This window comes from Pseudomonas sp. Z4-20, assembly GCF_051131955.1.
In the GTDB taxonomy this organism is placed as follows: domain Bacteria; phylum Pseudomonadota; class Gammaproteobacteria; order Pseudomonadales; family Pseudomonadaceae; genus Aquipseudomonas; species Aquipseudomonas marvdashtae.
In genome coordinates this window covers 5108067-5134034 of sequence record NZ_CP071641.1, presented here as the reverse complement: position 1 = coordinate 5134034, position 25968 = coordinate 5108067, and the positions used below count along the sequence as shown (strand labels likewise).

22 protein-coding genes, 1 pseudogene and 1 riboswitch are annotated in these 25968 nt (G+C 59.8%); of the genes and pseudogenes, 16 read left to right on the top strand and 7 right to left on the bottom strand.

What is annotated here, in order from left to right; all coding sequences use genetic code 11:
* The first annotated feature begins 97 nt into the window (after window positions 1-97).
* From J3P82_RS23510 to J3P82_RS23500, 3 genes are all read left to right on the top strand, one after another.
* Complete coding sequence (locus J3P82_RS23510; protein WP_434558947.1) at window positions 98-982, top strand: DUF6625 family protein; 885 nt, start codon at window positions 98-100, stop codon at window positions 980-982.
* Window positions 983-1076: 94 nt separating this feature from the next.
* Entirely contained in the window at window positions 1077-2033 is a 957-nt protein-coding gene (locus tag J3P82_RS23505; protein ID WP_434558945.1) for a glycosyltransferase family protein, read from the top strand.
* 182 nt (window positions 2034-2215) lie between these two features.
* Window positions 2216-3319, top strand: a complete 1104-nt coding sequence (locus J3P82_RS23500) for a glycosyltransferase (RefSeq protein WP_434558943.1) — start codon at window positions 2216-2218, stop codon at window positions 3317-3319.
* Here the strand turns inward: J3P82_RS23500 and J3P82_RS23495 are convergent.
* Window positions 3299-3910: a toluene tolerance protein gene (locus J3P82_RS23495; RefSeq protein WP_434563941.1), complete on the bottom strand. Its 612-nt coding sequence runs from the start codon at window positions 3908-3910 to the stop codon at window positions 3299-3301. The two genes, J3P82_RS23500 and J3P82_RS23495, sit on opposite strands and share 21 nt — an antisense overlap.
* A 105-nt stretch (window positions 3911-4015) precedes the next feature.
* Here J3P82_RS23495 and J3P82_RS23490 point away from each other — a divergent pair.
* From J3P82_RS23490 to J3P82_RS23475, 4 genes and pseudogenes are all read left to right on the top strand, one after another.
* Window positions 4016-5187, top strand: a pseudogene (locus tag J3P82_RS23490) (O-antigen ligase family protein).
* A 14-nt stretch (window positions 5188-5201) separates the two neighbouring features.
* On the top strand, window positions 5202-7007 hold the full coding sequence (gene msbA / locus J3P82_RS23485) for a lipid A export permease/ATP-binding protein MsbA (RefSeq protein ID WP_434558941.1): 1806 nt from the start codon (window positions 5202-5204) through the stop codon (window positions 7005-7007).
* A 175-nt stretch (window positions 7008-7182) separates the two neighbouring features.
* A complete protein-coding gene (gene hldE, locus J3P82_RS23480; protein ID WP_434558939.1) occupies window positions 7183-8604 on the top strand; it encodes a bifunctional D-glycero-beta-D-manno-heptose-7-phosphate kinase/D-glycero-beta-D-manno-heptose 1-phosphate adenylyltransferase HldE in 1422 nt (473 codons plus the stop codon).
* A 210-nt stretch (window positions 8605-8814) separates the two neighbouring features.
* On the top strand, window positions 8815-9621 hold the full coding sequence (locus J3P82_RS23475) for a hypothetical protein (protein WP_434558937.1): 807 nt from the start codon (window positions 8815-8817) through the stop codon (window positions 9619-9621).
* 1 nt (window position 9622) lies between these two features.
* Here J3P82_RS23475 and J3P82_RS23470 read toward each other — a convergent pair whose 3' ends face one another.
* From J3P82_RS23470 to J3P82_RS23455, 4 genes are all read right to left on the bottom strand, one after another.
* Window positions 9623-10588 carry a metal ABC transporter ATPase gene (locus J3P82_RS23470; RefSeq protein ID WP_434558935.1) on the bottom strand — a complete coding sequence of 322 codons (966 nt, stop codon included), beginning with the start codon at window positions 10586-10588 and terminating at the stop codon, window positions 9623-9625.
* Window positions 10589-10622: 34 nt separating this feature from the next.
* Entirely contained in the window at window positions 10623-11435 is an 813-nt protein-coding gene (locus tag J3P82_RS23465) for an aldo/keto reductase (RefSeq protein WP_434558933.1), read from the bottom strand.
* Window positions 11432-12607, bottom strand: coding sequence for an NAD(P)/FAD-dependent oxidoreductase (locus J3P82_RS23460; protein WP_434558931.1), 1176 nt, complete (start codon window positions 12605-12607; stop codon window positions 11432-11434). Before J3P82_RS23460 ends, J3P82_RS23465 begins: the two co-directional genes overlap by 4 nt.
* Window positions 12608-12738: 131 nt before the next feature.
* On the bottom strand, window positions 12739-13071 hold the full coding sequence (locus J3P82_RS23455) for a DMT family transporter (RefSeq protein ID WP_186611848.1): 333 nt from the start codon (window positions 13069-13071) through the stop codon (window positions 12739-12741).
* A gap of 101 nt (window positions 13072-13172) precedes the next feature.
* Between J3P82_RS23455 and J3P82_RS23450 the strand changes: the two genes are divergently transcribed.
* Both J3P82_RS23450 and waaA read left to right on the top strand, forming a co-directional pair.
* Window positions 13173-14063, top strand: a complete 891-nt coding sequence (locus tag J3P82_RS23450) for a LysR family transcriptional regulator (protein ID WP_434558929.1) — start codon at window positions 13173-13175, stop codon at window positions 14061-14063.
* A gap of 22 nt (window positions 14064-14085) precedes the next feature.
* Complete coding sequence (gene waaA, locus J3P82_RS23445; protein ID WP_434558927.1) at window positions 14086-15366, top strand: lipid IV(A) 3-deoxy-D-manno-octulosonic acid transferase; 1281 nt, start codon at window positions 14086-14088, stop codon at window positions 15364-15366.
* 175 nt (window positions 15367-15541) lie between these two features.
* Here the strand turns inward: waaA and J3P82_RS23440 are convergent, their stop codons facing one another.
* Window positions 15542-16981, bottom strand: a complete 1440-nt coding sequence (locus tag J3P82_RS23440; protein WP_434558925.1) for a TolC family outer membrane protein — start codon at window positions 16979-16981, stop codon at window positions 15542-15544.
* Between the two features lie 172 nt (window positions 16982-17153).
* Window positions 17154-17259: riboswitch (TPP riboswitch) on the top strand.
* Window positions 17260-17433: 174 nt separating this feature from the next.
* Here J3P82_RS23440 and thiC point away from each other — a divergent pair.
* Together thiC and cytX are read left to right on the top strand one after the other, a co-directional pair.
* Window positions 17434-19323 carry a phosphomethylpyrimidine synthase ThiC gene (thiC, locus tag J3P82_RS23435; protein ID WP_434558923.1) on the top strand — a complete coding sequence of 630 codons (1890 nt, stop codon included), beginning with the start codon at window positions 17434-17436 and terminating at the stop codon, window positions 19321-19323.
* Window positions 19324-19520: 197 nt separating this feature from the next.
* The gene (cytX, locus tag J3P82_RS23430) at window positions 19521-20801 is read left to right on the top strand and encodes a putative hydroxymethylpyrimidine transporter CytX (protein WP_434558921.1); all 1281 of its coding nucleotides are present in this window, start codon (window positions 19521-19523) and stop codon (window positions 20799-20801) included.
* Here the strand turns inward: cytX and J3P82_RS23425 are convergent.
* Window positions 20770-21516 (bottom strand): DUF3298 domain-containing protein, encoded by a 747-nt coding sequence (locus tag J3P82_RS23425; RefSeq protein ID WP_434558919.1) that lies wholly within the window; start codon window positions 21514-21516, stop codon window positions 20770-20772. The two genes, cytX and J3P82_RS23425, sit on opposite strands and share 32 nt — an antisense overlap.
* Window positions 21517-21731: 215 nt before the next feature.
* Here J3P82_RS23425 and J3P82_RS23420 point away from each other — a divergent pair, with 215 nt between their 5' ends.
* The 5 genes from J3P82_RS23420 (at window position 21732) to J3P82_RS23400 (ending at window position 25931) form a co-directional block, all read left to right on the top strand.
* A complete protein-coding gene (locus J3P82_RS23420) occupies window positions 21732-22349 on the top strand; it encodes an NUDIX domain-containing protein (RefSeq protein ID WP_434558917.1) in 618 nt (205 codons plus the stop codon).
* Entirely contained in the window at window positions 22340-22792 is a 453-nt protein-coding gene (locus J3P82_RS23415) for a DUF1249 domain-containing protein (protein WP_003186471.1), read from the top strand. The genes J3P82_RS23420 and J3P82_RS23415 overlap by 10 nt, the downstream gene beginning before the upstream one ends.
* A 99-nt stretch (window positions 22793-22891) precedes the next feature.
* Window positions 22892-23707: a 3',5'-cyclic-AMP phosphodiesterase gene (gene cpdA, locus J3P82_RS23410; RefSeq protein WP_434558915.1), complete on the top strand. Its 816-nt coding sequence runs from the start codon at window positions 22892-22894 to the stop codon at window positions 23705-23707.
* A 753-nt stretch (window positions 23708-24460) separates the two neighbouring features.
* The gene (locus J3P82_RS23405; protein ID WP_434558913.1) at window positions 24461-24793 is read left to right on the top strand and encodes a DUF6124 family protein; all 333 of its coding nucleotides are present in this window, start codon (window positions 24461-24463) and stop codon (window positions 24791-24793) included.
* Window positions 24794-25322: 529 nt separating this feature from the next.
* Window positions 25323-25931 carry a YqiA/YcfP family alpha/beta fold hydrolase gene (locus J3P82_RS23400; protein ID WP_434558911.1) on the top strand — a complete coding sequence of 203 codons (609 nt, stop codon included), beginning with the start codon at window positions 25323-25325 and terminating at the stop codon, window positions 25929-25931.
* The last annotated feature ends 37 nt before the right edge of the window (window positions 25932-25968 follow it).

Below are 25968 nucleotides of genomic sequence, written 5' to 3'. Positions count from 1 at the left end.
CAGGCGCCACGCGCTTTGCTGACTGTTATCATCTGCCGAGCACACCAGCACCTAGAGGGGAGCTTATGTCTTTCTCGTTAGTGAATGTGAGTTCATTGTGATCAATCCTTGCCCGCGTATTCTTTTTGTCATTCCCTATTTTGGACGCTGGCCATTCTGGATGCCGTTGTTCCTGGAAACCTGCCGACGTAACGCTGATATTGATTGGCTTTTGTTCAGCGATTGTGGGGTGCCGGAAAACCTGCCGCCCAACGTGACCGTCGAAACCATGACCTTCGAGGCGTATTGCCGGTTGGTTTCCCAGCGACTCGAGATCGACTTCAGGCCTGCGCAGGCCTACAAGCTGTGCGATATCAAACCTGCTCTTGGCTATATCCATGTCGACCGTCTCGAAGGCTATGATTTTTGGGGTTATGGCGACATCGACTTGCTGTACGGCAATCTTCGTGAGTATTTCACGGCGCAACGGCTGGCCGCTCATGATCTCTTCTCAACGCATGAGCGACGTGTCGCCGGGCATTTGTGCTTGATGCGCAACACTGCACGCACACGCGAAGTCTTCAAGCTGATCAAGAATTGGAAAGAACGCTTCGCCGATGACCAGCATCATGCGCTGGATGAAGGGGCGTTCAGCCGCATTTTCTTGTGGCGAAAGAATTTCCCCAAACCTCTGTTTACCTTGGTAGGTAAATTCAATCCGTGGCGTCGACGCAGCGAATTCACCGAAGCGTTCAGCACTCCGGGCGGCTGCATAAAATGGCATGACGGTACGAAGAACTTCCCCCAGCGCTGGTATTGGCGCAACGGCCGCCTGACCAATGATAGGGACGGTGACCGTGCGTTCCCATACTTCCATTTCATAACCTGGAAGCACAACGAGTGGCCTGCCTTGCCCGTGCCGGATCCAGCATGGTTAAAGCAATTGGCGGCATCGCCTGCCTGGGAAATCGACGCGAAGGGTTTCCACCCAGGGGCGTTATGAGTGTGCGCTACTGCGGTCCGATGATCATGCTGACTGGGCGCACCGGATCGGCCTCCGGATGTTTGTCAAGTCGTTCAGTGCCGCAAGGAAAATGATGAAAGTTCTGTTTCTGGTGCAGAAAGAACAGCGGGCCATCCTGGACCGACTCTACGAAGGCGTGGCCGCTCATTGCGAATGCGACGTACGCTGGCTCGACAGCAAGGAACAACGCAACCTGCGGGGATATTTCCGGCGCCATGTTGACGTCACACGCTATGACCGGATCGTATTTTTCCTACGCTTCAAGCAGGAAATTCGTCAGGCTGGCTTTATTCGCACGATCCCCCATCTGGTGATACTCGAGCACGATGCCTATCAGAATTACATTCCCTGCAAATATACGGGCAAGTTCAGTGCGCATTACCGTCGTTTGCCTTGGGCGCGGGTGATCAGTTCCGGCTTCATGGTTGCTGAGCGTCTGCGCGGTGAGGGTTTCGATGCGGTTTTCGTGCCCAAGGGCTACGATCAATCGTTATTGCGGGACCAAGGCCGAGAACGGGATATCGAGTTAGCCTTTGTCGGAAGCGTCAAAAGCGCTGCCTATAGCGGTCGCAAGCTGCTGCTGGATGAACTGGCACGTGTTGAACCTTTGGTCGTGACTCGGACCCAATCCGGCGAAGAGTACTGTGACACCTTGAATCGTGTCCGCTTTTTCGTCAGCGCCGATGTAGGCATGGGCGAGTTCATGATCAAGAATTTCGAGGCCATGGCTTGCGGCTGCGTGCTGTTGGCGTTCGATCAGGGTGCTAAAGAAACACGTGCGCTGGGGTTGCAAGATATGCATAACGTTGTGTTATATCGGGATGTCCCGCAACTCCAGGAAAAACTTTCAAGACTGCGTGCCGACCCAGATCTGGCGCACAGTATCGCTCGTAACGGCAAGGCTATTGCGCTGGAGCAGTTTAGTTTTGCGCGTATCGGGGAAAAGGTGGTGGAGGCATTGGAGCCACCGCTGCGGCCGCGAGAGCCGTTGAGTTGGCTTGAGAAATGGCGTCAGAAGCTGGGTATATAAAAAATCGAGACGCCGTCCGATACCGGGTGACATTTGACTAAATGGTGTTTCAGTGCGGGTTCGAGGCGTGGGCAAATCATGCCTGTAGTCATCCCTTTGCTCGGAGTCCGAGTTGGTTGCTTTTCAACGATTGAGTATCTCGAAGCGTAGATCCCGGTCCGAGTTAGAAGGATTGCTGCTCAATGAGCATTGTTAATGTTATGTGGGCAGGCGGTTTGCCATTTGCTTCGGTCCATAAGGTCCATTGTCAGATACTTTCACAGATCGATTCTGCGATGCCCGTCAAGACGTGGCTCTTGCAAGGCTCGGCATCCGCTTGTCAGGAAGATGTGGGCCCGGCACGGGAATGGAACCTGACTTCAGCCCGGCTCAAGGGCAGGCGCTTCTGGCGTCTGCTCAAGCCCTGGATGCATCACCGTTTTCGCCGGGCTTTGCTCGATGACGGAACCCGGGTGGTGCTGCTCGACGGTCTCGGTGTGGTTCGTACGCTGTTACCCGTTCTGAAGTCGTTGCCGCATGTTCGGGTGGTGGTTGTTTTCCACGGCGTGACGCGATTCAACGCCAGGAACAGGCAGCTATTGCGCGACTTTCCTTCCTCCCGTCTGGTGTTGGCGGCGGTCTCCGAAACACTGGCATCCTCGCTTCAGGATGAGTTGGGCATCCCGGTCACTGCCTTGCGTAGTGCGTTCGACCCCGTCGCATTCCGATCTCGCCTCGTCAGCCGCGAAGAGGCGCGTGCCCGATTGGGGTTGCCTCTGGCGGGGATTCGAATATTCGGTGCGATAGGGCGGTTGGTGGATAAAAAAGGCTTCTCCAGCCTGTTGGATGCTTTTGCCATAGCGGCGTTGGATCAGCCTGACTGGCGGTTGGTGATAGTCGGCGAAGGGCCTGCCCGCCAGTCGCTGGAAGCGAGAGCGACCAAGCCGGATTTGGCCGGGAAGGTGCTGCTGGCTGGGCATCAAGAGGATGTTGTTAAGCTTTACAAAGCGTTCGATTGGGTGATGATCCCCTCTTTTGAAGAGGGGCTTGGCCTCATTCTTCAAGAGGCGGTCCTGGCTGGGATTCCGGTGCTCGCCAGTGATCTGGCCGTGTTTCGTGAACAATTGGCCGATGTCGGCTGGTATGTGCCTGCTGGCGACGAAGTCGCCTGGAGCGAGGCGATTATCAGAGCCTCCCTGGATCGGGCCGAGGCGGTGTCGGCGGCGCAATACCAAGCATTGGCACCCGACGAGGCGTGGGTGAGCTTCTGCCGGACCGCCAGGGAATTAATCTCGGATGGGAAATAAAGCGTCTTCCAATGCCTGCATTGGAAAGCTTCCGTTCAGGTTCTCTCGGGCAATATAACGAGCGAAATGCTGCAAATTGCGGCGTGCCAGGTAACGTGGCAGCGGTGAGCGCAGGAAGCGCATGTCAGCCACATCAATCAGTCCCAATCTGTTTTCAGGTGTGACGATTATGTTGCCCAGATGCAGCGAGCGGAAATAAATGCCGCTGGTGTGCAATTGGCGGATGAGCTCGACCAATGCAGGAAGGACGGGCTGCCAGCTGAAGCTTTCCTGATTCGATAATTGACGCAAGGTTTTTCCGGGGAGTGGTCGGTACAGGACTGCAGTTATTCCAGGTTTTTCTAATTTGAAGAAAGCTTGGACGTCAAGCGTCGGTACGTCGAGCTCCCGCAGGCGCGCCGCATTATCAATGAATCGCTGCGAATAAGGCCGTAGAAGAGCCGAAGAAATGAGCCGCTTGCGGCGAAACAGCTTGAGGATATTTCCATCCCGCAGCAGATAGACTTTTGGGCCGTAACTGTCGGTTTCCAGAATACTGGCGCCTTCGATCATTTGATTCAAAGCGCCTTCGGAAAGCCGTGAGGACTGCATCATAGAAAAACCTTGTCTAAAGAACGGTGCCATGACGGTCATGATGCCCAAAAGTTTTTGTTTTCACTATGCCAGTTTGGTTGGAACGCCATTTAGGAGCGATAGATGCAAGGGTTACGTTGGGTTCAGGGGTGGATGGCATTTGGCTTGTTATGGTTTTTTCTCGCCATTGCTCTGGCGCCGACCAATAAAATCTATCAACAGGGTCTGGTTGCTTTTGTATGGTTGCCGGCGATCCTGTTCGCTTGGCCCGCCCGCAATCGCCTGCTGGAGCTGTGGCGTGCGCAACGCTTTATCTATCTGCCTTTGCTCGCGCTGGCGGTCTGGGCATCGATTACCCTGGCTTGGGCCGAAGCGTCCGAACCCGTCCGCGAGATAAAGCGCCTGTTCTATATCATGGTGTTCCTGTCGTTCTTTACGATCTTTGCCGACGGTCGTCCGGAGCGTGTGATCCGCGTTATGCAGTGGGGTGGGCTGGGGCTCGCCCTGATCGCGTTGATGAGCCTTGTAAAATATTACGGTATCGAAGGGCATCAATGGACGGGGCGCCTGCAAGGGCTGGGCAAGTTGGGCCATCCGATTCTTGGAGCATACGTGGCCGGGCTGGCGGCGATCTGGATGTTGCACTGGATGCCGCGTCAAACAGGGCTGCAAATTCTTTGGGGGGTGGCCTTGGCATTGTTAGGGATATTTGTCGTCATGAGCCAAAGCCGCGGCGCGGCGCTGGCCTTGTTGCTCAGCGTACTGGCCATGCCGCTTTACCGCCGGGACCGGCGCACCCGCGTCATCGCCGCTGCGGTACTGGTGCTGGCGATGCTGACCTTTTGGCTGCTGGAACCCTTGGTGATGGCGCGTGGTGCTTCCTATCGCCCCGAAATTTTTATGTCGAGCCTGCAAATGATTGCCAACCATCCCTGGGGTGGCATTGGTTTGGCAAGTGAATATCGGGTCCCCGTTGGCGATATTTTATTCGACCATGCCCATAATCTGTTTGCCCACGTTGCCATTCAACTGGGCTTGCCAGGCTTGCTGCTATGGTGCCTTGTCTGGTTCGCTGTGCTGCGTGAAGCTTGGCTTACCAAGGAGACCCCGCTGGGGCAAGGTGTATTGGGCATGTGGATATTCTCGCTTCTGGCGATGCAGTTCGACGCTGCGAGCCTGACGGGAACCCCGCGTGCCGAATGGTTTATAAGCTGGTTGCCGATTGGCCTGGCCAGCGTTTTGACCTGGGCGCGGCCAAGCCCGATGCCTGTGATAAAATCCCGCGCTCTTCCTAACAGTGAGCTCGACGATGAGTGACGCACCGCCTAAAGCGGAACAGGATTCCAGCCTGAAGATCTATCTACGGCTGCTGGGATACGTCAGACCCTACATAGGCATTTTCTCGCTGAGTATCGTGGGCTTCGTGATATTCGCGTCCACCCAACCCATGCTGGCTGGAATCCTCAAGTATTTCGTCGACGGCTTGAGCAATCCCGATGCGGTACTTTTCCCCAGTGTGCCGTATCTGCAGGACCTGAAACTGCTGATGGCCGTGCCGTTGCTGATCATCCTGATCGCTGCCTGGCAGGGCCTGGGGTCGTTCCTGGGTAACTACTACCTGGCCAGGGTCTCGCTGGGGTTGGTGCATGACTTGCGCGTTGAGCTGTTCAACAAGCTGTTGGTCCTGCCCAACCGATACTTCGATACTCATAACTCAGGGCATCTCATTTCGCGAATTACCTTCAACGTGACCATGGTCACCGGTGCGGCCACCGACGCCATCAAGGTGGTGATTCGCGAAGGTCTCACCGTGGTGTTTCTATTTACCTACCTGGTATGGATGAACTGGAAGCTGACGCTCGTGATGCTGGCTATCCTGCCGCTCATTGCGGTGATGGTCAGCAGTACCAGCAAGAAATTTCGCAAACAGAGCAAAAAGATCCAAGTGGCCATGGGGGACGTGACTCACGTGGCCTCCGAGACCATCCAGGGCTACCGCGTCGTGCGCAGCTTCGGCGGTGAGGCGTATGAAGAGAAACGCTTTACCAGCGCCAGCCAGGGCAATACGGATAAGCAATTGCGCATGACTCGCACAAGCGCGGTCTATACGCCGATGTTGCAATTGGTGATCTACACCGCCATGGCGGCCTTGATGTTCCTCGTGTTGTTCCTGCGCGGCGAAGCGACGGCGGGTGACCTGGTGGCCTACATCACCGCGGCGGGTTTGCTCCCCAAGCCGATTCGGCAGCTCTCAGAAGTCAGCTCTACCATCCAGAGAGGGGTGGCGGGCGCGGAAAGCATCTTCGAACAGTTGGATGTCGAACCCGAAGTCGACACCGGCACGGTAGAGCAGGAGCGCGTCAGCGGCCGTCTCGATGTGCGCAACCTGAGTTTTACCTACCCAGGTGCCGATCGAGAGGTGCTCAAGGACATCAGCTTCACGGCAGCGCCTGGGCAGATGATTGCCTTGGTGGGGCGTTCGGGCAGTGGCAAATCGACGCTCGCCAGCCTTATCCCGCGTTTTTATCATCACGAAGTCGGCCAGATCCTACTCGACGATGTGGAAATTGAAGACTATCGACTGCGCAACTTGCGTCGCCATGTCGCCCAAGTGACCCAGCACGTCACATTGTTCAATGATACTGTGGCCAACAATATCGCCTATGGCGACCTGGCCGGTGCGCCACGGGCCGATATCGAAAAAGCCGCCCGAGACGCGTACGCCATGGACTTCATTGAGCAGCTTCCTCAAGGCCTGGATACCGAGGTGGGCGAAAATGGCGTGCTGTTGTCCGGTGGCCAGCGTCAGCGGCTGGCGATTGCCCGGGCGTTGTTGAAAAACGCGCCGCTGCTGATACTCGATGAGGCGACTTCAGCGCTGGACACTGAATCCGAGCGGCATATCCAGGCCGCGCTGGACCAAGTCATGAAAGGCCGCACGACCTTGGTCATCGCTCATCGCCTGTCCACGATCGAAAAAGCCGACCTGATCCTGGTCATGGACCAAGGGCGTATCGTGGAGCGCGGCACCCATGGCGAACTTCTCGCGCAAAACGGCTACTACGCGCGTCTTCACGCTATGGGGTTGGATGCCCCCGCCCAGGACATCGCCTGAATACGAGCCAAAGGCTAGCGAGTTGGAGCTGGCCCTGGCCGGTGACTACATGACGGCGTTGGTGCAAAACTAATAATGAAGGCGCGGCTAATGCTTCGTGTTACAGCCATGGAAGAGCCTATCTCAACCCTGTGCTAATATCGCGCCCCTGTTCATTTTGTATGTGGGATGCTCCATGAAGTTGTCCATGCCGCGATTCGATCAAGCCCCTGTATTGGTGGTCGGCGATGTCATGCTCGACCGCTACTGGCATGGCGGTACATCACGGATTTCCCCCGAGGCGCCGGTACCTGTGGTCAGGGTGGAGCACATCGAGGACCGTCCCGGCGGCGCCGCCAACGTTGCCCTGAACATTGCTGCCCTCGGCGCGCCGGCCTCGCTGGTAGGCGTGACCGGCGACGATGAAGCTGCGGAGAGCCTCGCCAACAGCCTTGAAGGCGCTGGCGTGCGGGCGATCTTCCAGCGCATTGCGCACCAGCCGACCATCGTCAAGCTGCGAGTCATCAGCCGTCATCAGCAACTGCTGCGAATCGATTTCGAAGAACCGTTCGCCACCGACCCGCTGTCCCTTGGCGCCGAGGTCGAAAACCTGCTCGACGGTATCAAGGTCCTGGTGTTGTCGGACTACGGCAAAGGCGCGTTGAAGAACCATCAGATGCTGATCCAGGCTGCTCGTGCCCGCCGTATTCCCGTATTGGCCGATCCCAAGGGCAAGGATTTTTCCATCTACCGTGGCGCGAGCCTGATTACCCCGAACCTCAGCGAATTCGAAACCATCGTCGGTGGTTGCGCCGATGAGCACGAGCTGGTGAGTAAAGGCGCCCAGCTGATGCATGACCTGGATCTCGGAGCGCTGCTGGTCACCCGTGGCGAGCACGGCATGACCCTGCTGCGTCCTGATCATCCAGCCTTGCACCTGCCGGCCCGCGCCCGTGAAGTGTTCGACGTGACAGGTGCCGGTGATACGGTGATCTCCACCCTGGCCGCAGCGATTGCCGCCGGCGAAGAGCTGCCCCATGCGGTCGCCCTGGCCAACCTGGCGGCGGGTATTGTCGTAGGCAAGCTGGGTACGGCGGCCATCAGTGCGCCGGAGCTGCGTCGCGCCATTCAACGCGAAGAAGGCTCCGAGCGCGGTGTGCTGGGCCTGGAGCAACTGTTGCTGGCCGTCGACGATGCTCGTGCCCACAACGAAAGAATCGTCTTCACCAATGGTTGCTTCGACATTCTGCACGCCGGTCATGTGACCTACCTAGAGCAAGCCAGGGCCCAGGGCGATCGCCTGATCGTCGCGGTCAATGACGACGCGTCGGTGAGCCGCCTCAAAGGGCCAGGCCGGCCGATCAACAGCGTTGATCGACGCATGGCGGTCCTGGCCGGCCTTGGCGCGGTGGACTGGGTCATCAGTTTCAGCGAAGGCACGCCGGAAAGTCTGCTTCGCCAGGTCAAGCCTGATGTGTTGGTCAAGGGTGGCGATTATGGCGTCGACCAAGTTGTGGGCGCCGACATCGTTGCGGCCTATGGCGGCGCGGTGAAAGTGCTGGGGCTGGTGGAAAACAGCTCGACGACAGCAATCGTCGAAAAGATTCGTGGCCGGTGATGTCTTTAGCTGAGGCTTTTGGAAAGCGCGGTATGGCACGCACCTTTCCCGTCGCCTGGCCCGCTCGTGAGCATTGTTTCGTTCGTTAGGCAGTAACCCACTTGCGAGCGTCATGTTGTCGGTAGTGAACGTACAGTTGCGTTGAAGAGGTCCGGCAACCTAGCGTGTTATTGCTGGCGCGAATTATTTATCAGGGTAGGGGCGGGACGCGTGTTGAAAGTTGCGCTGGCATTTTTTGGTATCCCAAGGAATTCGGAAGTCTGTTTCCCGTCCATTGAAAAAAATGTTCTTGCACAAATCCCAGCCGGGAGCGAAGTGCAGTGTTTTTACCATTTGTACAAAATCGATGAAGTTCACAATCCGCGCTCCGGTGAACAAGGCAAACTGGATGCGGACAACTATTCGCCGTTCAGTACGATGATGGGTCGACTCGATTCTATCGAGGGTGTTCTGGAACGGTGGGACTTTGAGAGGGTCAAGGCGCTTGGTGATACATGGGGGGATCAGCATGTGTCGCTCAGAAACCTGATTTATCAACTCAACTCCCTTAACAGCGTCACGGCTATGATGGAGCCGTTTGATCCGGATTTCGTCGTGTTCGTACGCCCCGACATCTTCTTCCACACGGCGCTTCCAAGCTATGTGTTTGCTCGCCCCGAAGCTCGCAGGTTGAATGCCTATATTCCGGACTGGCAATGGTGGAACGGCCTGAATGACCGATTTTCGATCTGCGGGCGTGACGCCTACCGTGCCTATGGCTCGCGGATCGAGCGTATTTTCGATTTTTGTGAGATGACCGGCAGAAAGTTGCATTCCGAACGGTTACTCAAATTTGCGCTGCAGCAGGCGCATATCAAGGTCTTCACCCTGCCAACCACGGCATCACGCGTACGGATCAATGGCGATTTTGCGGAAGAGTCGTTCTCCTCCAAACGCGGCATGGGCAAGCGCGAGAATCGTTACTTTCGTCTGTACGCGCAGTGGCGGACCTACCTCGATAAGCGCTCTTCCATCTGACCTATTTGTGTAACGTCTCACGAACCATGCGCATCAAGCCCATGGTTTTCTTGTGCAAGTCTTTGAAGCCTTGGCGATGTGGAGCCGGAGCCTTCAGGCCTTGTTTGACAAGCCAGTCTTTCCAGCGGATGCGTTCGTCGCGTACCACCCAGCCCTCTTGGCTGGCGAAGCTCTCAGCCAAGTGCAAACCTCGGGTGCTGGCTGCTACCAGTCGATCGCGTTTAAGCGTATAGAGCTCACCGATCGGCTTTCCGTCTTCGAGCGGCATCAGGTAAAGGTCGGGACGCTTGCGGTCCAGGCGCGCCACCAGTTGATCGCCTTCCAGACGTTCATCGACATGAAACAGGCTCAGGGATTTGGCTTCCTTGGGCACGTCCAGGCGCAAGTCATAAATCAGCTGCAGCGATGCCGTGGGCAAATGCACGTAGGCCCTCGGGCGTTCGATCAATTGCAAATTGGCACAACGCACTGGGCGGGCCGAACCGGAGAGCGGAGCCAGGCGAAACGGCAAGGCTTCACGGTAATGCAGGGCGCTTGAATACGGCGCGGGCAACCAAGTGTCGTTGAAACGTCCGCCGAGCCAGCCCTCAGGGGTTTCCAGCAGGCATTCTTCGGCAATTTCGTTGATGGCGGTAAGCAGCGGCAGGTTCAATTCATGGGCCGGGACGTAACCAGAAATCAACTTGAGGACCACATCGCCGCGATCCTGGCGGCGTTGACGCACGAGCACCCAATAATCGCGATTTTGCCAATGCAGGGTCAGGCGCACCGAGACGCCGAGGTTCGCCAGCTCCAGGGAAAAGCGCTCGGCGTCGTCCACCGTGACGGGTTTGCGGCGTTGCAAGGTCTGGGCGAAGTTGAGCGGCATCCCCACGCTCTGGTACGTCAGGCCTTCAGGCGTAGCTTCGACGAAAAGGGGCAGGGTCTTGAAGTTGCTCGGGTTCTTTCTGATGAGCGTACGCGGCATGTCGGCTCCTTCCTTATGGCCGCGCGAGGCGGCTTCAGTTTTGACGCAGGACGCGGGCTACGGTCGCGACGTTATGGGCCAGGTGCAGCGGATCAATCGTGCCGACAATAGCACTGGCAACCCCTGGGTGCTCAAACAACAGTTCGAAGCTCGCACGAACCGGGTCCTCCCCGGGGCTCAGGCAGACATGACCGCTGGCTAGGGCTTTTTTCACCAGGATCGCCTTGCCGTGCTCGCTGGCGTAGTCAATGACAGCCTTTTCGCTTCGTTCGTTCAGATTGTAGGTGACCATCGCGCAGTCGCCTTGCTTCAACGCTTTCAAACCACCGTCCACGGTCTTGCCGGAGAACCCGTAGCCGCCGATCTTGCCCTCGCGCTTGAGCGCCGCCAGGGTTGGGTAGACTTCGCTGTCATTGAGGATCGCCAGGTCATTGCCGTCCGAGTGCACCAGCACGAGATCGATATACTCAGTTTCCAGGCGCTTGAGGCTGCGCTCTACCGAGAACCGCGTATGGGCAGCGCTGAAGTCATGGTGCGATTGGCCGTCGCTGAACTCTTCGCCGACCTTGCTGACGATCACCCAGTCGTGACGCTGGCCGCGCAGCAGCGGCCCAAGACGTTCTTCGCTGCGGCCATAGGCCGGCGCGGTATCGATCAGATTGATACCAAGGTCGCGCGCCAGCTTGAGCAACATGCCCGCTTCGCTGTCATCCGGGATTCGGAAGCCATTTGGGTATTTGACGCCTTGGTCGCGTCCGAGCTTGACCGTGCCCAGGCCCAGGGGCGAAACCATCGGGCCGTTATGGCCCAGCGGACGACGCAGGTCGTGCAGTGTCGGTTGGCTCATGGCAGCAATTGCTCCCACGCGGGTATGCCCATCGGGGGCTTTGGCAGCTCCGGGAGCGGGGCGGGGTGGCTGGGTTGGATGCCATCGCGTTGCAGCGCGGTAATCACCCGATCAGCGAAATCCGGGGCCAGGGCCAGCTTGGTCGGCCAGCCCACCAGCAGGCGATCCTGTTCGGCGAGAAAGGCGTTGTCGGGTCGGGTCAGGCCCGATTGCAGCGGTTCGGCGCGGTCGACCCGCAATGTTGCCCATTGCGCGGTGCTGAGGTCTATCCACGGCAGCAACTGGCCGAGTTCTTTCTGGGCCACGGCAATCTGCGCGGCGGGCTCGCGGGCGACGGCATCGCCTTCAGCGAGATCGCCACCCAAGTACCAGACCCACTGGCCATCGGCGGCCGGATGGGTGGTCACGGTGACGCGCGGCTTCGGTCCGCCGCCCAGGCAATGGGCATAAAGCGGCTTGAGGCCCGGCCCCTTGGCCAAGACCATGTGCAGCGGTCGGGTTTGCATGGCTGGCTGGTCAAGGCCAAGGGCGGCGAGCAGGTTGGCGGTGCCACCGCCAGCGCTAAGCACGATGCGTTGGGCGCGGATCTCGCGATCATCGACCTTCAGGCCGACCCACTGGCTTTCGTTGCGCAACGGCTCGATGTGCTGTCCGGCCAGCAGGCTACCGCCGGCCAACTCCGCCAGGCGAGCGATCAGGCTGGGGACATCCACCACCAGCTCGGCCAGGCGATAGACCTTGCCCTTGAAGCGCTTGTCTTGCAGGGCTGGCGGCAGTTGCTCGCCCTTGACTTGGTCGACGCGTCCACGCACGGCCTTGCTGGCGAAGAAACTCGTGAGGTTGCCAGCGAGGGTGCCGGGGGACCAGAGGTAATGGGCGTCGGACAACAGACGCACGCCGGACAGGTCCAGCTCGCCGTCGCCCTTCAAGGCCTCGCGCCAGCGCAGCGGCATGTCGGCAATGGCTTCCGAGGCACCGGTCAGGGCTCCGTGCAGTGCGTACTTCGCGCCGCCATGGATGATGCCCTGGGATTTGACGCTCTGCCCGCCGCCGAGACTGGCGCTTTCCACCAGCACGGTTGAAAACCCCAGGCGGCGCAAGCGCGCGTTCAGCCAGAGGCCGGCGACTCCGGCGCCGACAATCAGGATGTCGGTGGAAATAACGGATGGCATGCAGCGACCTCGGAGGGAATGAAGCGGCAAGTTTCAAGCTTCAAGCTTCAAGTTACAAGTTACAAGCGAGAGGGTGGCGCTTCTGCTTGCAGCTCAAGGCTTGCAGCTCAAGGCTTGGAGCTTGTACTGCTTCAGTGCCCTGCAGTCTTGGAAAACAGCTGGATCACCACCACTCCCAACACAATCAACGCCATCCCCAGAATGGCCGGCACGTCCAGTTTCTGCCCATAGATGAACAGCGCCGCGACGCTGACCATGACGATGCCCATCCCGGCCCAGACTGCGTAGGCCACGCCCACCGGTACGGTGCGTACCACCAGCGTCAGCATCCAGAACGCGATGCCGTAACCGGCGACGACCAGCAGCAAGGGCAGCGGGGTGCTCAGGCCTTTGACCGCTTTCATTGAAACGGTGGCGATCACTTCGGCGCAAATGGCGATGGCCAGGTAGTAGTAGGCGTTCATAGGCTGTCCTCTTTGACTGTTACGTGTTTCGTTGCGGCCATTCTAGAGATCGTGCAGATGCGGTAAAGTCATTACCTATCTGAGATAGAGATAGGTCGACCATGAACGTTCAATGGAATCTTGAGCAGCTGCGGTTGTTCGTCGAGGTCGCCGAGAAGCGCTCGTTTTCCGCCGTGGCTCGGGACCAGCGCAAAGCCCAGTCGGCCATCAGCAGCGCAATTGCCTTGTTGGAGGTCGACTTGGGGGTGAGCCTGTTCGAGCGCAGCAGTGGCCGCCAGCCCAGGCTCACCAATGCTGGCGAGGCGCTGCTGGAAGAGGCCAGGGAAGTTTTGCGCCAGTGTGAACGCCTGAATGGTCGTGCCCTGGCTCTGATGCGCGGACAGGAAGCGTCGCTGCGCCTGGCCCAGGACGAGGCCATGCCCTATCAGCCGGTGATCGATAGCCTGGCGGCACTCGCCAAGCAATTCCCTACGCTCGAAGTGCAACTGGCCAGCGCCGCCCAAGGCGATGTGGCGCGCAAACTGGTGGAACGTCGCGCCGATCTTGGCTTGCTGTTCTATCACGACCAGATCCCCGAGGCGCTGGAACGCCGGGTACTCGGCAGCGTCGAGATGGTCACCGTATGCGGAAGGAATCATCCACTGGCGCACCACGCTTATGTCACCTGCCGGGAAATGGCCCGGCACCGCCAGTTGTTGATGGCGACCCAGTCGAGTGTCTATCCGGGCAGTGAGCAGGCCAGCCCGCAGGTCTGGCGGGCCGACAGCTTTTATGTGCTGGCCGAATGGCTGAGGTGTGGCCTGGGCTGGGCGTGGTTGCCACGACATGTGGTGCAATACCCGGCCTACCTGGGGGAGATGGTCGAACTCAGCAGCGAATGGACCCCGCCGGCGTTGGTGGTGGAACTGGTCTGGCGCCGCGACGAACCCTTGGGACCGGCGGCCCGTTGGCTGGCGGAACGTTTTGCCGTGCAGTTGCAGGCGATCGGTTGAAAAACCGATAAACTCCGTCGCCATGAACAGAACTCTCTATAGCGCGTTGTTTTATCTGGGGCTGCCACTGGTAGCGATTCGGCTCTGGCTGCGGGCGCGCAAGGCGCCGGCGTATGCCCGACGCATCGGCGAGCGCTTCGCTTGGGGCTTGCCGGCGATGAGGCCTGGCGGCATTTGGGTCCACGCGGTGTCGGTGGGCGAGAGCATCGCCGCCGCGCCGATGATCCGCGCCTTATTGCAACGTTATCCCCAGTTGCCGATCACCGTGACGTGCATGACGCCCACCGGTTCGGAGCGGATCCAGGCGCTGTTCGCCGATGAACCGCGGCTCCAGCACTGTTACCTGCCTTATGATCTGCCTTGCGCGGCCAAGCGTTTTCTCGACCAGGTTCGCCCGAAACTGGCGGTGATCATGGAAACCGAGCTGTGGCCCAACCACATTCACCAATGCGCCCGTCGCGGCATCCCCGTGGCGTTGGCCAACGCACGGCTGTCGGAGCGTTCGGCGCGTGGCTATGCACGTTTCCCCAAGCTGACCCGGCCGATGCTTGTTGAAATGAGCCTCTTCGCCGTGCAGACCGAAGCCGAGGCCGAGCGGTTTCGCCAGTTGGGCGCCCGTACGGACACCGTCGAGGTGACCGGTTCCATCAAATTCGACCTGACCATCGACCCGCAACTGCTGGAAAGCGCCAGTACCTTGCGCCAGCAATGGCAAGCGGTAGATCGCCCGGTGTGGATCGCCGCCAGCACTCACGAGGGTGAGGATGAAGTGGTGCTCGACGCTCACCGGCGGTTGCTGGCCAGTTATCCCGATGCGTTGTTGATCCTGGTGCCGCGGCACCCGGAACGGTTCGATTCGGTGGCGCAGTTGTGTGAGCGCGAAGGATTTGCCACGGTCCGGCGTTCCAGCGCCCAACCGGTCACCGCGCAAACCTCGGTGCTGCTGGGCGACACCATGGGCGAACTGCTGTTTCTCTACGCGTTGGCCGACAGCGCTTTTGTCGGCGGCAGCCTGGTGCCCAACGGCGGGCACAATCTGCTCGAACCGGCGGCGCTGGCAAAACCGGTGCTCAGTGGACCGCACCTGTTCAACTTTCTTGAAATCGCCACGCAACTGCGTACGGCCGGGGCGTTGCAGGAAGTCGATGACGACCAGAGCCTGGCCTTGGCTGTACAGCGCTTGTTCGAACTGCCCCGCGATGCCCAGCGCATGGCCGAGGCGGGGTTGACGGTGATGCGCACGAATCAGGGGGCGTTGAAGCGGTTGCTGGACGGGTTGGGACGGTTGCTCGACGGACGCTGATCGCTGCACATGCGGCGAGCGCTTTTGTGGCGAGGGAGCTTGCTCCCGCTCGGCTGCGAAGCAGCCGCAAATCGGCGCTACAGTTCTGGCTGGCAGAACGCGGTGACGGGTTCTGGGCCTGCTTCGCAGGCCAGCGGGAGCAAGCTCCCTCGCCACGGGATTCGTCGCAGGTGTGTTATTGCGCCGGCCGCGAGCGCAGTTGCTCCGCCGCTGCTTGTGCCAGGTCCGGCGGCAAAAAGTCCTTGTCCGGGTTGTAGTCGGGCTTGAGGTAGCGTGACAGGGCCTGCAGGTCTTCCGGGCTCAAGGTGCCGGCGGCCTGCTTGAGACGCAGGTTATCCAGGATGTAGTCATACCGGGCGTTGTTGTAGTTGCGCACCGAGGTGTACAGCTGACGCTGGGCATCCAGCACATCGACGATGTTGCGGGTGCCGACCTGGTAGCCGATTTCCGTGGCTTCCACCGCGCTCTGGTTGGAAATGATCGACTGGCGCCGGGCCTGGACCTGCTCCACATCGGTGTTCACCGCACGGTGCAGGTTACGGGTGTTCTCCACTACCTGCCGGCGCAGGCCTTCGCGCTGCTGCTCGGTCTGGGTGAGCTGCGAGTAGGACTCGCGCACCTGGGAGCTGGTCAACCCGCCGCTGTAGATCGGAATGCTCAATTGCAGGGCCAGTGTGCGCTGTTCGACGTCGCCGCTATATGACCGACCTAATGCGTTCGGGTTGCTGAAGCCCAGGGCGTCGTTGTCACCTTTTTCGTACCTCGCCACCGCATCCAGCGTCGGCGCATGCCCGGCTTTGCGTTGGCGCAAGGTGTCTTCGGCGGCCGTCACAGCATAGTTGCTGGCCAACAGGTTCAGGTTTTGCTTGGCGGCGGTGTCGACCCAGGCCTTGGCGTCATTGGGCGCCGGCGGCAGGATCGGCAGGGTGTGGACGACGCCCTGGAGCGAGTTGTACTGGCGATTGGTCAAGGTGATCAGCGCTTCGAACGCATCGTCGACCTGGCGCTGCGCCAGGATCCGGTTGGCGCGTGCCGTGTCGTAGCTGGCCTGGGATTGCAGCACATCGGTCTTGTCCGACAGCCCGACGTCGAAGCGTTCGTTGGATTGGTCGAGCTGGCGCTTGAACGCCGCTTCCTCGGCCTTGGTCGAGGCCAGGTTGTCCTGGCTGCGCAGCACATTGAAATAGCTTTCGGCGCTTTGCAGGATCAGGTTTTGTTCGGTCGCCGACAATTGCAGCGAGGCTTGTTCGTTCACCGATTTCGCGGCTTGGAACTGGAACCAGCGGTCGGCACGAAACAGCGGTTGCGAGAGGGTGGCCTGATATGAGCGGGCGCTGCGATTGGCTACCGCCGCAGGCTGGTCGATATCGGTGCGCACGTTGGCGACTTCAGCTCCGCCGGACAGATTGGGCAGCAACCCGGCGCGGGCCTGGGGCACCACTTCCTTCTGGGCGCCGTACTGGGCGCGGGCAGCGGCCAGGTCGGCGTTGTTGTCCACCGCTTCCTGATACACGCTTACCAGGTCGGTTTTGGTGGTTAAAGGCGCTTCGGCGGCCCAGGCCATTGCGTTGGACGCACAAGACACGGCCAGGGCCAGTGAAAGTTTGCGCAGCATGAGGCTATCCCTAGTTCGTAAAATGAGAATTCACAATGAGAGTGCGCTATTAAGCCGCGCGGCGTAGCGAGTGTAGTTGCGCCTGGGCACGGCAACAATCCTGTATATACGCCATTCATCACGCCTTTTGCCCTGGCGATGGCGTTCTCTCGTGGTTGTGTCTAGACTGGTCACGTTCTTGTCGGGGTGCCTTGCTATGAGGCTGAGATCGAATAATTTCGGATCCCGTTGAACCTGATCAGGTTAGCGCCTGCGTAGGGAACAAGATTTCTCGTCACCCGGCGAGTCCTCTTGTGCTTCGTCCGGGATGTTGTTCGATATCGACTTTCGATCCTCGAACATGCTCGAGCAGCAAGCACAGCGTCCGCACTTTCGTGCAAGGACGCGTCCATTCGTTACAGGTTCGCTCCGACAAAAATCCACTGCCTGGATGTGTGTCTGGAGAGCCCGTGATGACGATAAAACCAAAAAACGCGACCAACCTCAGTGAATCGGCTCAAGTCGATCAGCAATCGGTCCAACCGTTTACCCGCTCGCAAAAAATCTACGTCCAGGGCAGTCGCCCGGATATTCGCGTGCCCATGCGCGAAATCAGCCTCGACGTAACCCCGACCGACTTCGGCGGCGAAATCAACGCGCCGGTGGTGGTATACGACACCTCGGGCCCCTACACCGACCCGAACGTAATCATTGACGTACGCAAGGGCTTGGCCGATGTGCGTTCGTCGTGGATCGAAGCCCGTGGCGACACCGAGCGCCTGGCCGGCCTGAGTTCCAACTTCGGCCAGGAACGCCTGGCCGATCCCGAGCTGACCAAGCTGCGCTTCGCCCACGTGAATAACCCGCGCCGCGCCAAGCCGGGCGCCAACGTCAGCCAGATGCACTACGCGCGCCAAGGCATCATCACCGCCGAGATGGAATACGTCGCCATCCGCGAAAACATGAAGCTGGAAGTGGCCCGTGCCGCCGGCCTGCTGGATCAGCAACACGCCGGCCACAGCTTCGGCGCCAGCGTGCCGAAAGTCATCACCCCGGAATTCGTGCGCGATGAAATCGCCCGTGGCCGCGCGATCATCCCGGCCAACATCAACCACACCGAACTGGAACCGATGATCATCGGCCGTAACTTCCTGGTGAAGATCAACGGCAACATCGGCAACAGTGCGCTGGGTTCGTCCATCGAAGAAGAAGTGGCGAAGCTGACCTGGGGCATCCGCTGGGGTTCGGACACGGTCATGGACCTGTCCACCGGCAAGCACATCCATGAAACCCGCGAGTGGATCATCCGCAACTCGCCCGTGCCGATCGGCACCGTGCCGATCTACCAAGCCCTGGAAAAAGTCGGCGGCGCCGCCGAAGACCTGACCTGGGAGCTGTTTCGCGACACGCTCATCGAACAGGCCGAGCAGGGCGTCGACTACTTCACCATCCACGCCGGCGTGCTGTTGCGCTATGTGCCGCTGACCGCCAAACGGGTGACCGGTATCGTGTCCCGTGGCGGCTCGATCATGGCCAAGTGGTGCCTGGCGCATCACAAGGAAAACTTCCTCTACACCCACTTCGAAGACATCTGCGAAATCATGAAGGCCTACGACGTCAGCTTCTCGCTGGGCGATGGCCTGCGTCCGGGCTCGATTGCCGACGCCAACGACGCAGCGCAATTCGGCGAGCTGGAAACCCTCGGCGAGCTGACCAAGATCGCCTGGAAGCACGACGTGCAATGCATGATCGAAGGCCCCGGCCACGTGCCGATGCAGTTGATCAAGGAGAACATGGACAAGCAGCTCGAGTGCTGCGACGAGGCGCCGTTCTACACCCTCGGCCCGCTGACCACCGACATCGCGCCGGGCTACGACCACATCACCTCCGGTATCGGTGCGGCGATGATCGGCTGGTTCGGTTGCGCCATGCTTTGCTACGTCACGCCGAAGGAACACCTCGGCTTGCCGAACAAGGATGACGTCAAGACCGGGATCATCACCTACAAGATCGCCGCGCATGCTGCCGATCTCGCGAAAGGCCATCCCGGCGCGCAGATCCGCGACAACGCCTTGAGCAAGGCGCGTTTCGAGTTCCGCTGGGAAGACCAGTTCAACCTCGGCCTGGACCCGGACACCGCCCGTTCGTACCACGACGAAACCCTGCCGAAGGACTCGGCCAAGGTGGCGCATTTCTGCTCAATGTGCGGGCCGAAATTCTGCTCGATGAAAATCACCCAGGAAGTGCGCGAGTACGCGGCCAACCAGCGCATTGAAGCGGTGGATGTCGATGTCGCCCAGGGCCTGGCGGAGCAGGCTGAGCGGTTCAAGCAGGAAGGTAGTCAGCTTTATAAGAAAGTTTAAGCGGCAAGCTCCAAGCGGCAAGCTGCAAGTTAGAAGCAAAAGCGCGACCTGCTTTTTCTTGAGGCTTGCAGCTTGTAACCCTTTTTAAGCGGCAAGCTCCAAGCGGCAAGCTGCAAGTTAGAAGCAAAAGCGCGACCTGCTTTTTCTTGAGGCTTGCAGCTTGCAGCTTGCAACCCGTTCTCACCGAGATCCTTCTCTTGAACACCTATTCCCCCGACATCGCGGTCCCCACCGACAAACGCGTCTTCGGCGCCCGCGATCTGTTTTCCCTGTGGTTCTCCCTCGGCATCGGCCTGATGGTCTTGCAGGTCGGCGCCTTGCTCGCGCCGGGCCTGGGCCTGAGTGGTTCGTTGCTGGCGATATTCCTCGGTACGCTGGTGGGCGTCCTGTTGCTGGCGGCGGTCGGGGTGATCGGCAGTGACACCGGCCTGTCGGCCATGGCCGCCCTCAAGCTGAGCCTGGGTGGCAAGGGTGCGAGCGTGCCGGCGGTGTTGAACCTGTTGCAACTGATCGGTTGGGGCTCGTTCGAAATCATTGTCATGCGCGACGCCGCCAGCCTGCTCGGCGCCCGGGCCTTCAGCGAAGGCAGCCTGGGCTCGAACCCGCTGCTGTGGACGCTGTTTTTCGGCGCCCTGGCGACCCTGCTTGCCGTCAGCGGGCCGCTGACCTTTGTGCGCAAGGTCCTGCGTAAATGGGGCATCTGGCTGCTGTTGGCCGCGTGCATCTGGCTGACTTGGAACCTGTTCGCCAAGGCTGACCTGGCGGCACTCTGGGCCCAGGCGGGCGACGGCTCGATGCCGCTGGCGGTGGGGTTCGACATCGCCATTGCGATGCCGCTGTCTTGGTTGCCGCTGATCGCCGACTACTCGCGCTTCGGCAAACGCGCCAAGAATGTCTTCGGCGGTACGGCCGTGGGCTTCTTCATCGGTAACTTCTGGCTGATGAGCCTGGGCGTCGCCTACACTCTGGCATTCGCGCCGAGCGGCGAAGTCAACGCATTGCTGCTGGCCCTGGCCGGCGCCGGACTGGGCATCCCACTGCTGCTGATTCTGTTGGACGAGTCGGAAAACGCCTTCGCCGACATCCACTCGGCGGCGGTGTCCAGCGGCATGCTGTCAGGGTTGAAGGTCGAGCACCTGGCCTTGGCGATTGGCGTCATCTGCACCTTGATCGCCTGCTTCGCGCCGTTGGCGCAGTACCAGAACTTCCTGTTGCTGATCGGCTCGGTGTTCGCGCCGTTGTTCGGCGTGGTGTTGGTGGATCACTTCATCCTGCGTAAACGCAGCAGCCAAGTGGTATCAGCCGCGTTGCGCTGGCCGGCATTGTTGGCTTGGCTGGGTGGGGTGAGCACGTATCACTTGCTGGCCAATTTCTATCCGGACATTGGCGCGACCCTGCCGTCGTTGATCCTGGCAGGGTTGCTGCAACTGCTGTTGGGTCGGGCTTTCAACTACGGCCGGGAAACAGCTCGGGCTTGAGGATGCCGTTGAGGCGTGGATAGGCGATCTTCAACTCGATGTGGCCCAGGGCGTACGGCGCGATGGTGCTCACTTCGTACTTGAGGATCACCCCGCCGTAGGTCAGCGCGATGTGTGGGGTTTTCTGGAAGGACCACTGCTTGAGGAACTCGGGTTCCTGATCCAGCTTGGTGCTGATCAGCCAACTGTTGTGGGCGACCTGGGCGGCTTTCCAAAACGCTTCTTCCTGGCCCGGCAACAGCATGTCCGACAGCGTCAGCACTTTGTGTTGCGGGCGCGAATAGTTGATGAAGCCGCGCCCCGGTGTGCCGTGCGCACCGCCGGTGTCCAGGTAGCTGGACAGTTCGATGATCACCAGGCCGTCATGTTGCTCGCGTACCTTGGCCTGCAAATAGCTGCTGTTGCGCGGTGCGGCGGTGCGCAAAAACTGTTCGCGATAGGCCGCCAGCGTCGGCGCTGCCGGAGCGTCCGGTGAGGTGCGGGTCATTTGCAGCAAGCGTTTCTCGATGATGCTGTCCAGCGCGGGCTCGGCGGGAAAGCGCAAGGTGTCGATATTGACCAGCGGGCAGTCGGCACTGGCGCAGCCAGGCTGCAGCTGCTCCGACGCATCGCGAGTGGTCTCCAGCGGTGCGCGGTAATTGGGCTGGAACAGGCTTTGGCAAGCGCCCAGGGTCAGGGCAATGGCGGCCAGCGAAGCAATCTTGAAAAGCGACATGGGCGTCCTTCGTGAAACAGGGAAAAGGCAAAAAGTTACCCGCTTCGACTGTCAGCAGGGCAATCAGTTCGCCACTAAGCTCATTAGAGTTGTTTCACCTCCTGCCGTCTATCTCGATGAATGGAAAGGGGCTGCATCAAACGGTACGGGCGCGTTAGGATGGCGCGAAGCCGAGGCTGGAACCTCGCATCGATCCACTGTAAACGAGGACTGTCATGACTGATTTTGCCAATGCCACACCGAGCGCGGTGGACATCGTCAAGCGCGAGAGCTGCTTCAAGGGTTTCTACAAACTTGACCGCGTGCACCTGCGCCACGAGTTGTTCGCCGGTGGCATGAGCCGTGAAATCAGCCGAGAACTGTTCGTTCGCCATGACGCAGTGTGCGTATTGCCCTATGACCCGCAACGCGACGAAGTGGTGCTGATCGAACAGTTTCGCGTAGGCGCCGTGGGCAAGACTGACAACCCTTGGCTGGTGGAACTGGTGGCAGGCCTGATCGACAAGGATGAGCAGCCGGAAGAAGTTGCTCATCGCGAAGCTGAGGAGGAAGCTGGGCTTGTCTTCGCTGCGCTCTGGCCGATGACCAAATATTTTCCCTCGCCGGGTGGCAGCGATGAGTTCGTGCACCTTTACCTGGGGCGTTGCGACAGCGCTGGGGCAGGCGGCCTGCATGGACTGGAGGATGAAGGCGAAGATATCCGCGTAAAGACCTGGGCTTTCGAAGACGCGCTGCAAGCAGTGCGCGACGGACGTATCTGCAACGCGGCCAGCATCATTGCCTTGCAATGGTTGGCCTTGAACCGCGATGAAGTGAGGGGGCTATGGTCCTGAACAAGCTGCGCGATCGTTATCGCGTCGATCTGGTGGGGTTGCAGGCCGCTTGCGAGGCCAACTATGCCCGCCTGATGCGCTTGTTGCCGGACATGCGCAACGACCCGGCGCCGCGCCGAATCGCCGTGACCCACGGCGACCAGATGCTCGGCGTGCTGGCCCTGGAAGTGCTGCAGACCTGTCCCTACACCACCACGTTGCAAGTGCGTCAGGAACACAGCCTGCCCTGGTTACCAGTGCCGCAACTGGAAGTGCAGGTCTATCACGATGCGCGCATGGCCGAAGTCGTCAGCGCCGAACATGCACGACGCTTTCGTGGCATCTATCCTTATCCAAATGCGTCAATGCACCAGCCGGACGAAAAAGCCCAGTTGAACCTGTTCCTGGGTGAGTGGCTGAGTCATTGCCTGGCGCTGGGCCACGAGTTCGAAGTCGTTCGGTAGTTGTGAACCGGTTCCGGTTCGCGGATTTCCCCTTTCGATCATCCCCCAGCATAATTGCCGCTTCATGCAACGGCGTGATTGCGCCTGGGAGAGAGCGATTTGCCGAGCGTATCCAGCTTGACCAATGCCGATGCGGCGCTGCTGGTCCAACTGTCCGACAGCCATTTGTTCGCCGAGGCTAATGCCTCGTTGCTGGGCATGAATACCCGCGACAGCCTGCGCGAGGTCGTCGACCTGGTGCTCAGGCAGCAGCCGGACATCGACTTGATGCTTGCCACTGGTGATTTGTCCCAGGACGGTACGCTGGAGTCCTACGCGGCGTTTCGGCAGCTGACTGCGCGAATCGATGCGCCGGCGCGGTGGATTCCGGGCAACCATGATGAGCCACGGGTGATGCTTGAGGCGGCGGTCAAGAGCACGTTGCTCGATCCGGTGGTGGACATTGGCAATTGGCGGGTGACGATGCTCGATTCGGCCGTGCCAGGTTCGGTGCCGGGGTTTTTGGCCGAGGAGCAGTTGATTCTGTTGGCCAATGCGCTGAGCGAGGCGCCGGAGCGGCATCATCTGGTGTGCCTGCATCATCATCCTGTTTCGATTGGCTGTGCTTGGATGGAGCCGATCGGGTTGCGTAATCCTGAGGCGTTGTTTGCGGTGTTGGATCGGTTTCCGCAGGTGCGGGCGGTGTTGTGGGGGCATGTGCATCAGGAGATCGACCGGGTGCGCGAGGGGGTTCGGTTGTTGGCTTCGCCTTCGACGTGTATTCAGTTTGAGCCGGGGAGTGAGGATTTCGCGGTGGGCTCGCAGGCGCCGGGGTATCGGTGGTTGCGGCTTTTGCCTGATGGGCGGTTGGAGACGGGGGTTGAGCGGGTGGTTGGGTTTGCTTTCATCCCGGATTATGGGGCCAACGGCTACTGAGTTTTTGTGTACATATCCGTTGCTGCGGTAACGGCTGCTTATGGTTACGGGTACATATCCATTGCTGCGGTAGCGGCCACTCATGGTTCCGCTTTTACAGCGGGTCACTTTCGAAAGGCACGAAAGTAACCAAAGTGCCTTTGCCCCACCACTCGGTGCCTCGCTTAGGCTCGGCATGCCCTCACTCCGGCATTGCTCCGTGGGCCCGCCGCGAAGGGCCATCCATGGCCCAGCGCGGCTATCCCGGCATCCATGCCGGGATACCCACTCCACAATGCCTGCGTTCGGCCATCGTGGTTAACGGGGCGCCGAGATCAACGTCCACCTCGAGGCGGCCTTAGAGCCGACCTGGTTTGGGGGAGGGCGTGTTCCTTCAGTGAGGCTGTTTGGGATGGCTGATAGCCGATCATGCTTTGTAGGAATGCTCGGACATGCTTTCTGATTCAAGCTGACTTTTCCGACGAGTTCTGGCGGTTGCCGGGTGGGAAGGGTTGTCGTTAGTCTTTTCCTGTCGCTGCAAATTCAGCGGCCGGGCCTGGAAACCCGATAAGTGAGGGTGCAACAGCGCGTCACATGAGATACTGCATCGCTTTTTTGCGTGTGCAGTTCTGCGTTATGGCGGCTGTGCGCGGGAGACTTTCGAGTCTGCCGGGTTTTGCTCCTTCACTCCGGTTTTTCCAGCCCGCGCATAGCTGCCACCCTCTCGCCTGGAAACGGGAGATGGCGGTTCCACTACGTTAGAGGAGCTGCATCATGTTCAAAGCCACACCCAATCCCCCTGAAACCGATCCCCAAGAACTCGATGAAGCCGCCAAACGCGCCATCGACCACTATCTTGACCCCAAACCTCAAGCCAAAAAGAAACAGCCCACAGGCCAACTGTTCACTGTAGTGGACGGCGTCGACACCGAAAGCCTGCTGGCCAACCTCAGCGAAACCCTGGCTTCAGCCGATGCGATGGTCAGCGACCTAGCCTTCGACCTGAAAGGCTCGCGACGCCATGTTGCCCTTGGCATTCAGCAACTGATCGAGCTGGGCGCTTTGTTGGCGAATCGGATGCTGGACGACGTCAATATAAAACCCTGACCACACCGCACACCGCGCACAGTAGCGAGAACGCTCGCTCTCACAGGAGAAACGCAATCCCACTAAAACCAGGTCGGCTATAAGGCCGCCTCGCGGTGGACGTTGATCTCGGCGCCCCATTAACCACGCTGGCCGAACGCAGGTATTGCGCAGTGGGCATCCCGGCATGGATGCCGGGATAGCCGCGCTGGACCATGGATGGTCCTTCGCGGCGGGCCCACGGAGCAATGCCGGAGTGAGGGCACACCGAGCCTAGGCGAGGTGCCGAGTGGTGGGGCAAAGGCACTTTGGTTACTTTCGTGCCTTTCGAAAGTGACTCGCCGTAAGGGCGAAACCATAAGCCGCCGTTACCGCAGCAATGGATATGTACCCGGTCCGTAAGAGATACGCCGGCCCTGAGGGCGCCCAGCGGGGATAAATCCCCTCGCCACAGGGTTTCGTGTTTATCCCAATGCCAGTCATATCATCCCCAAACCACGTCAAACTCCCTGTAAACTCCGGCCTTTGCCCAACACCCAGGGAGTCGGCAATGTCGGGTTCGATCCTTTATATCCACGGCTTCAACAGCGCCCCAGCGTCAACCAAGGCCAGCCAGTTGACGCAAGTGATGGCACGCCTGGGCCTCAGCGACCAACTGCAGGTGCCCGCCTTGCACCACCACCCCCGCCAGGCCATCGGTCAGCTGGAGCAGGCGATTACAGAACTGGGGCGCCCGCTGCTGGTCGGCAGCTCGCTCGGCGGCTACTATGCGACTCACTTGGCCGAACGCCACGGCCTCAAGGCCCTGTTGGTCAATCCTGCCGTGAGCCCGCATCGGATGTTCGACGGCTACCTGGGCACGCAGAAGAATTTATACACCGACGAAACCTGGAAATTGACCCACGACCACGTGACGGCCCTGGCCGAGCTGGAAGTGCCGGCGCCCCGGGATCCGCAGCGGTTTCAGGTATGGTTGCAAACCGGTGACGAAACGCTGGATTATCGCCACGCCCAGCAGTATTACCGCGCCTGTGCCTTGCGCATCCAGGCCGGCGGCGACCACAGTTTCCAAGGCTTTGCCCAGCAGTTGCCGGCACTGTTGAGTTTTGCCGGTATTGGCGCCGATTTGTACCAGGCGATCGACTTCACGTCGCTGTGAGCCATCGCCCCTTTTTCATTGAACACTGACGACGAGA

Bases quoted from the DNA above. Each gene is read 5' to 3' on its own strand.
- J3P82_RS23505 (WP_434558945.1), top strand. From the start codon at position 1,077: ATGAAAGTTCTGTTTCTGGTGCAGAAAGAACAGCGGGCCATCCTGGAC.
- J3P82_RS23500 (WP_434558943.1), top strand. From the start codon at position 2,216: ATGAGCATTGTTAATGTTATGTGGGCAGGCGGTTTGCCATTTGCTTCG.
- J3P82_RS23495 (WP_434563941.1), bottom strand. From the start codon at position 3,910: ATGCAGTCCTCACGGCTTTCCGAAGGCGCTTTGAATCAAATGATCGAA.
- msbA (WP_434558941.1), top strand. From the start codon at position 5,202: ATGAGTGACGCACCGCCTAAAGCGGAACAGGATTCCAGCCTGAAGATC.
- hldE (WP_434558939.1), top strand. From the start codon at position 7,183: ATGAAGTTGTCCATGCCGCGATTCGATCAAGCCCCTGTATTGGTGGTC.
- J3P82_RS23470 (WP_434558935.1), bottom strand. From the start codon at position 10,588: ATGCCGCGTACGCTCATCAGAAAGAACCCGAGCAACTTCAAGACCCTG.
- J3P82_RS23465 (WP_434558933.1), bottom strand. From the start codon at position 11,435: ATGAGCCAACCGACACTGCACGACCTGCGTCGTCCGCTGGGCCATAAC.
- J3P82_RS23460 (WP_434558931.1), bottom strand. From the start codon at position 12,607: ATGCCATCCGTTATTTCCACCGACATCCTGATTGTCGGCGCCGGAGTC.
- J3P82_RS23455 (WP_186611848.1), bottom strand. From the start codon at position 13,071: ATGAACGCCTACTACTACCTGGCCATCGCCATTTGCGCCGAAGTGATC.
- J3P82_RS23450 (WP_434558929.1), top strand. From the start codon at position 13,173: ATGAACGTTCAATGGAATCTTGAGCAGCTGCGGTTGTTCGTCGAGGTC.
- waaA (WP_434558927.1), top strand. From the start codon at position 14,086: ATGAACAGAACTCTCTATAGCGCGTTGTTTTATCTGGGGCTGCCACTG.
- J3P82_RS23440 (WP_434558925.1), bottom strand. From the start codon at position 16,981: ATGCTGCGCAAACTTTCACTGGCCCTGGCCGTGTCTTGTGCGTCCAAC.
- thiC (WP_434558923.1), top strand. From the start codon at position 17,434: ATGACGATAAAACCAAAAAACGCGACCAACCTCAGTGAATCGGCTCAA.
- J3P82_RS23425 (WP_434558919.1), bottom strand. From the start codon at position 21,516: ATGTCGCTTTTCAAGATTGCTTCGCTGGCCGCCATTGCCCTGACCCTG.
- J3P82_RS23420 (WP_434558917.1), top strand. From the start codon at position 21,732: ATGACTGATTTTGCCAATGCCACACCGAGCGCGGTGGACATCGTCAAG.
- J3P82_RS23415 (WP_003186471.1), top strand. From the start codon at position 22,340: ATGGTCCTGAACAAGCTGCGCGATCGTTATCGCGTCGATCTGGTGGGG.
- J3P82_RS23405 (WP_434558913.1), top strand. From the start codon at position 24,461: ATGTTCAAAGCCACACCCAATCCCCCTGAAACCGATCCCCAAGAACTC.
- J3P82_RS23400 (WP_434558911.1), top strand. From the start codon at position 25,323: ATGTCGGGTTCGATCCTTTATATCCACGGCTTCAACAGCGCCCCAGCG.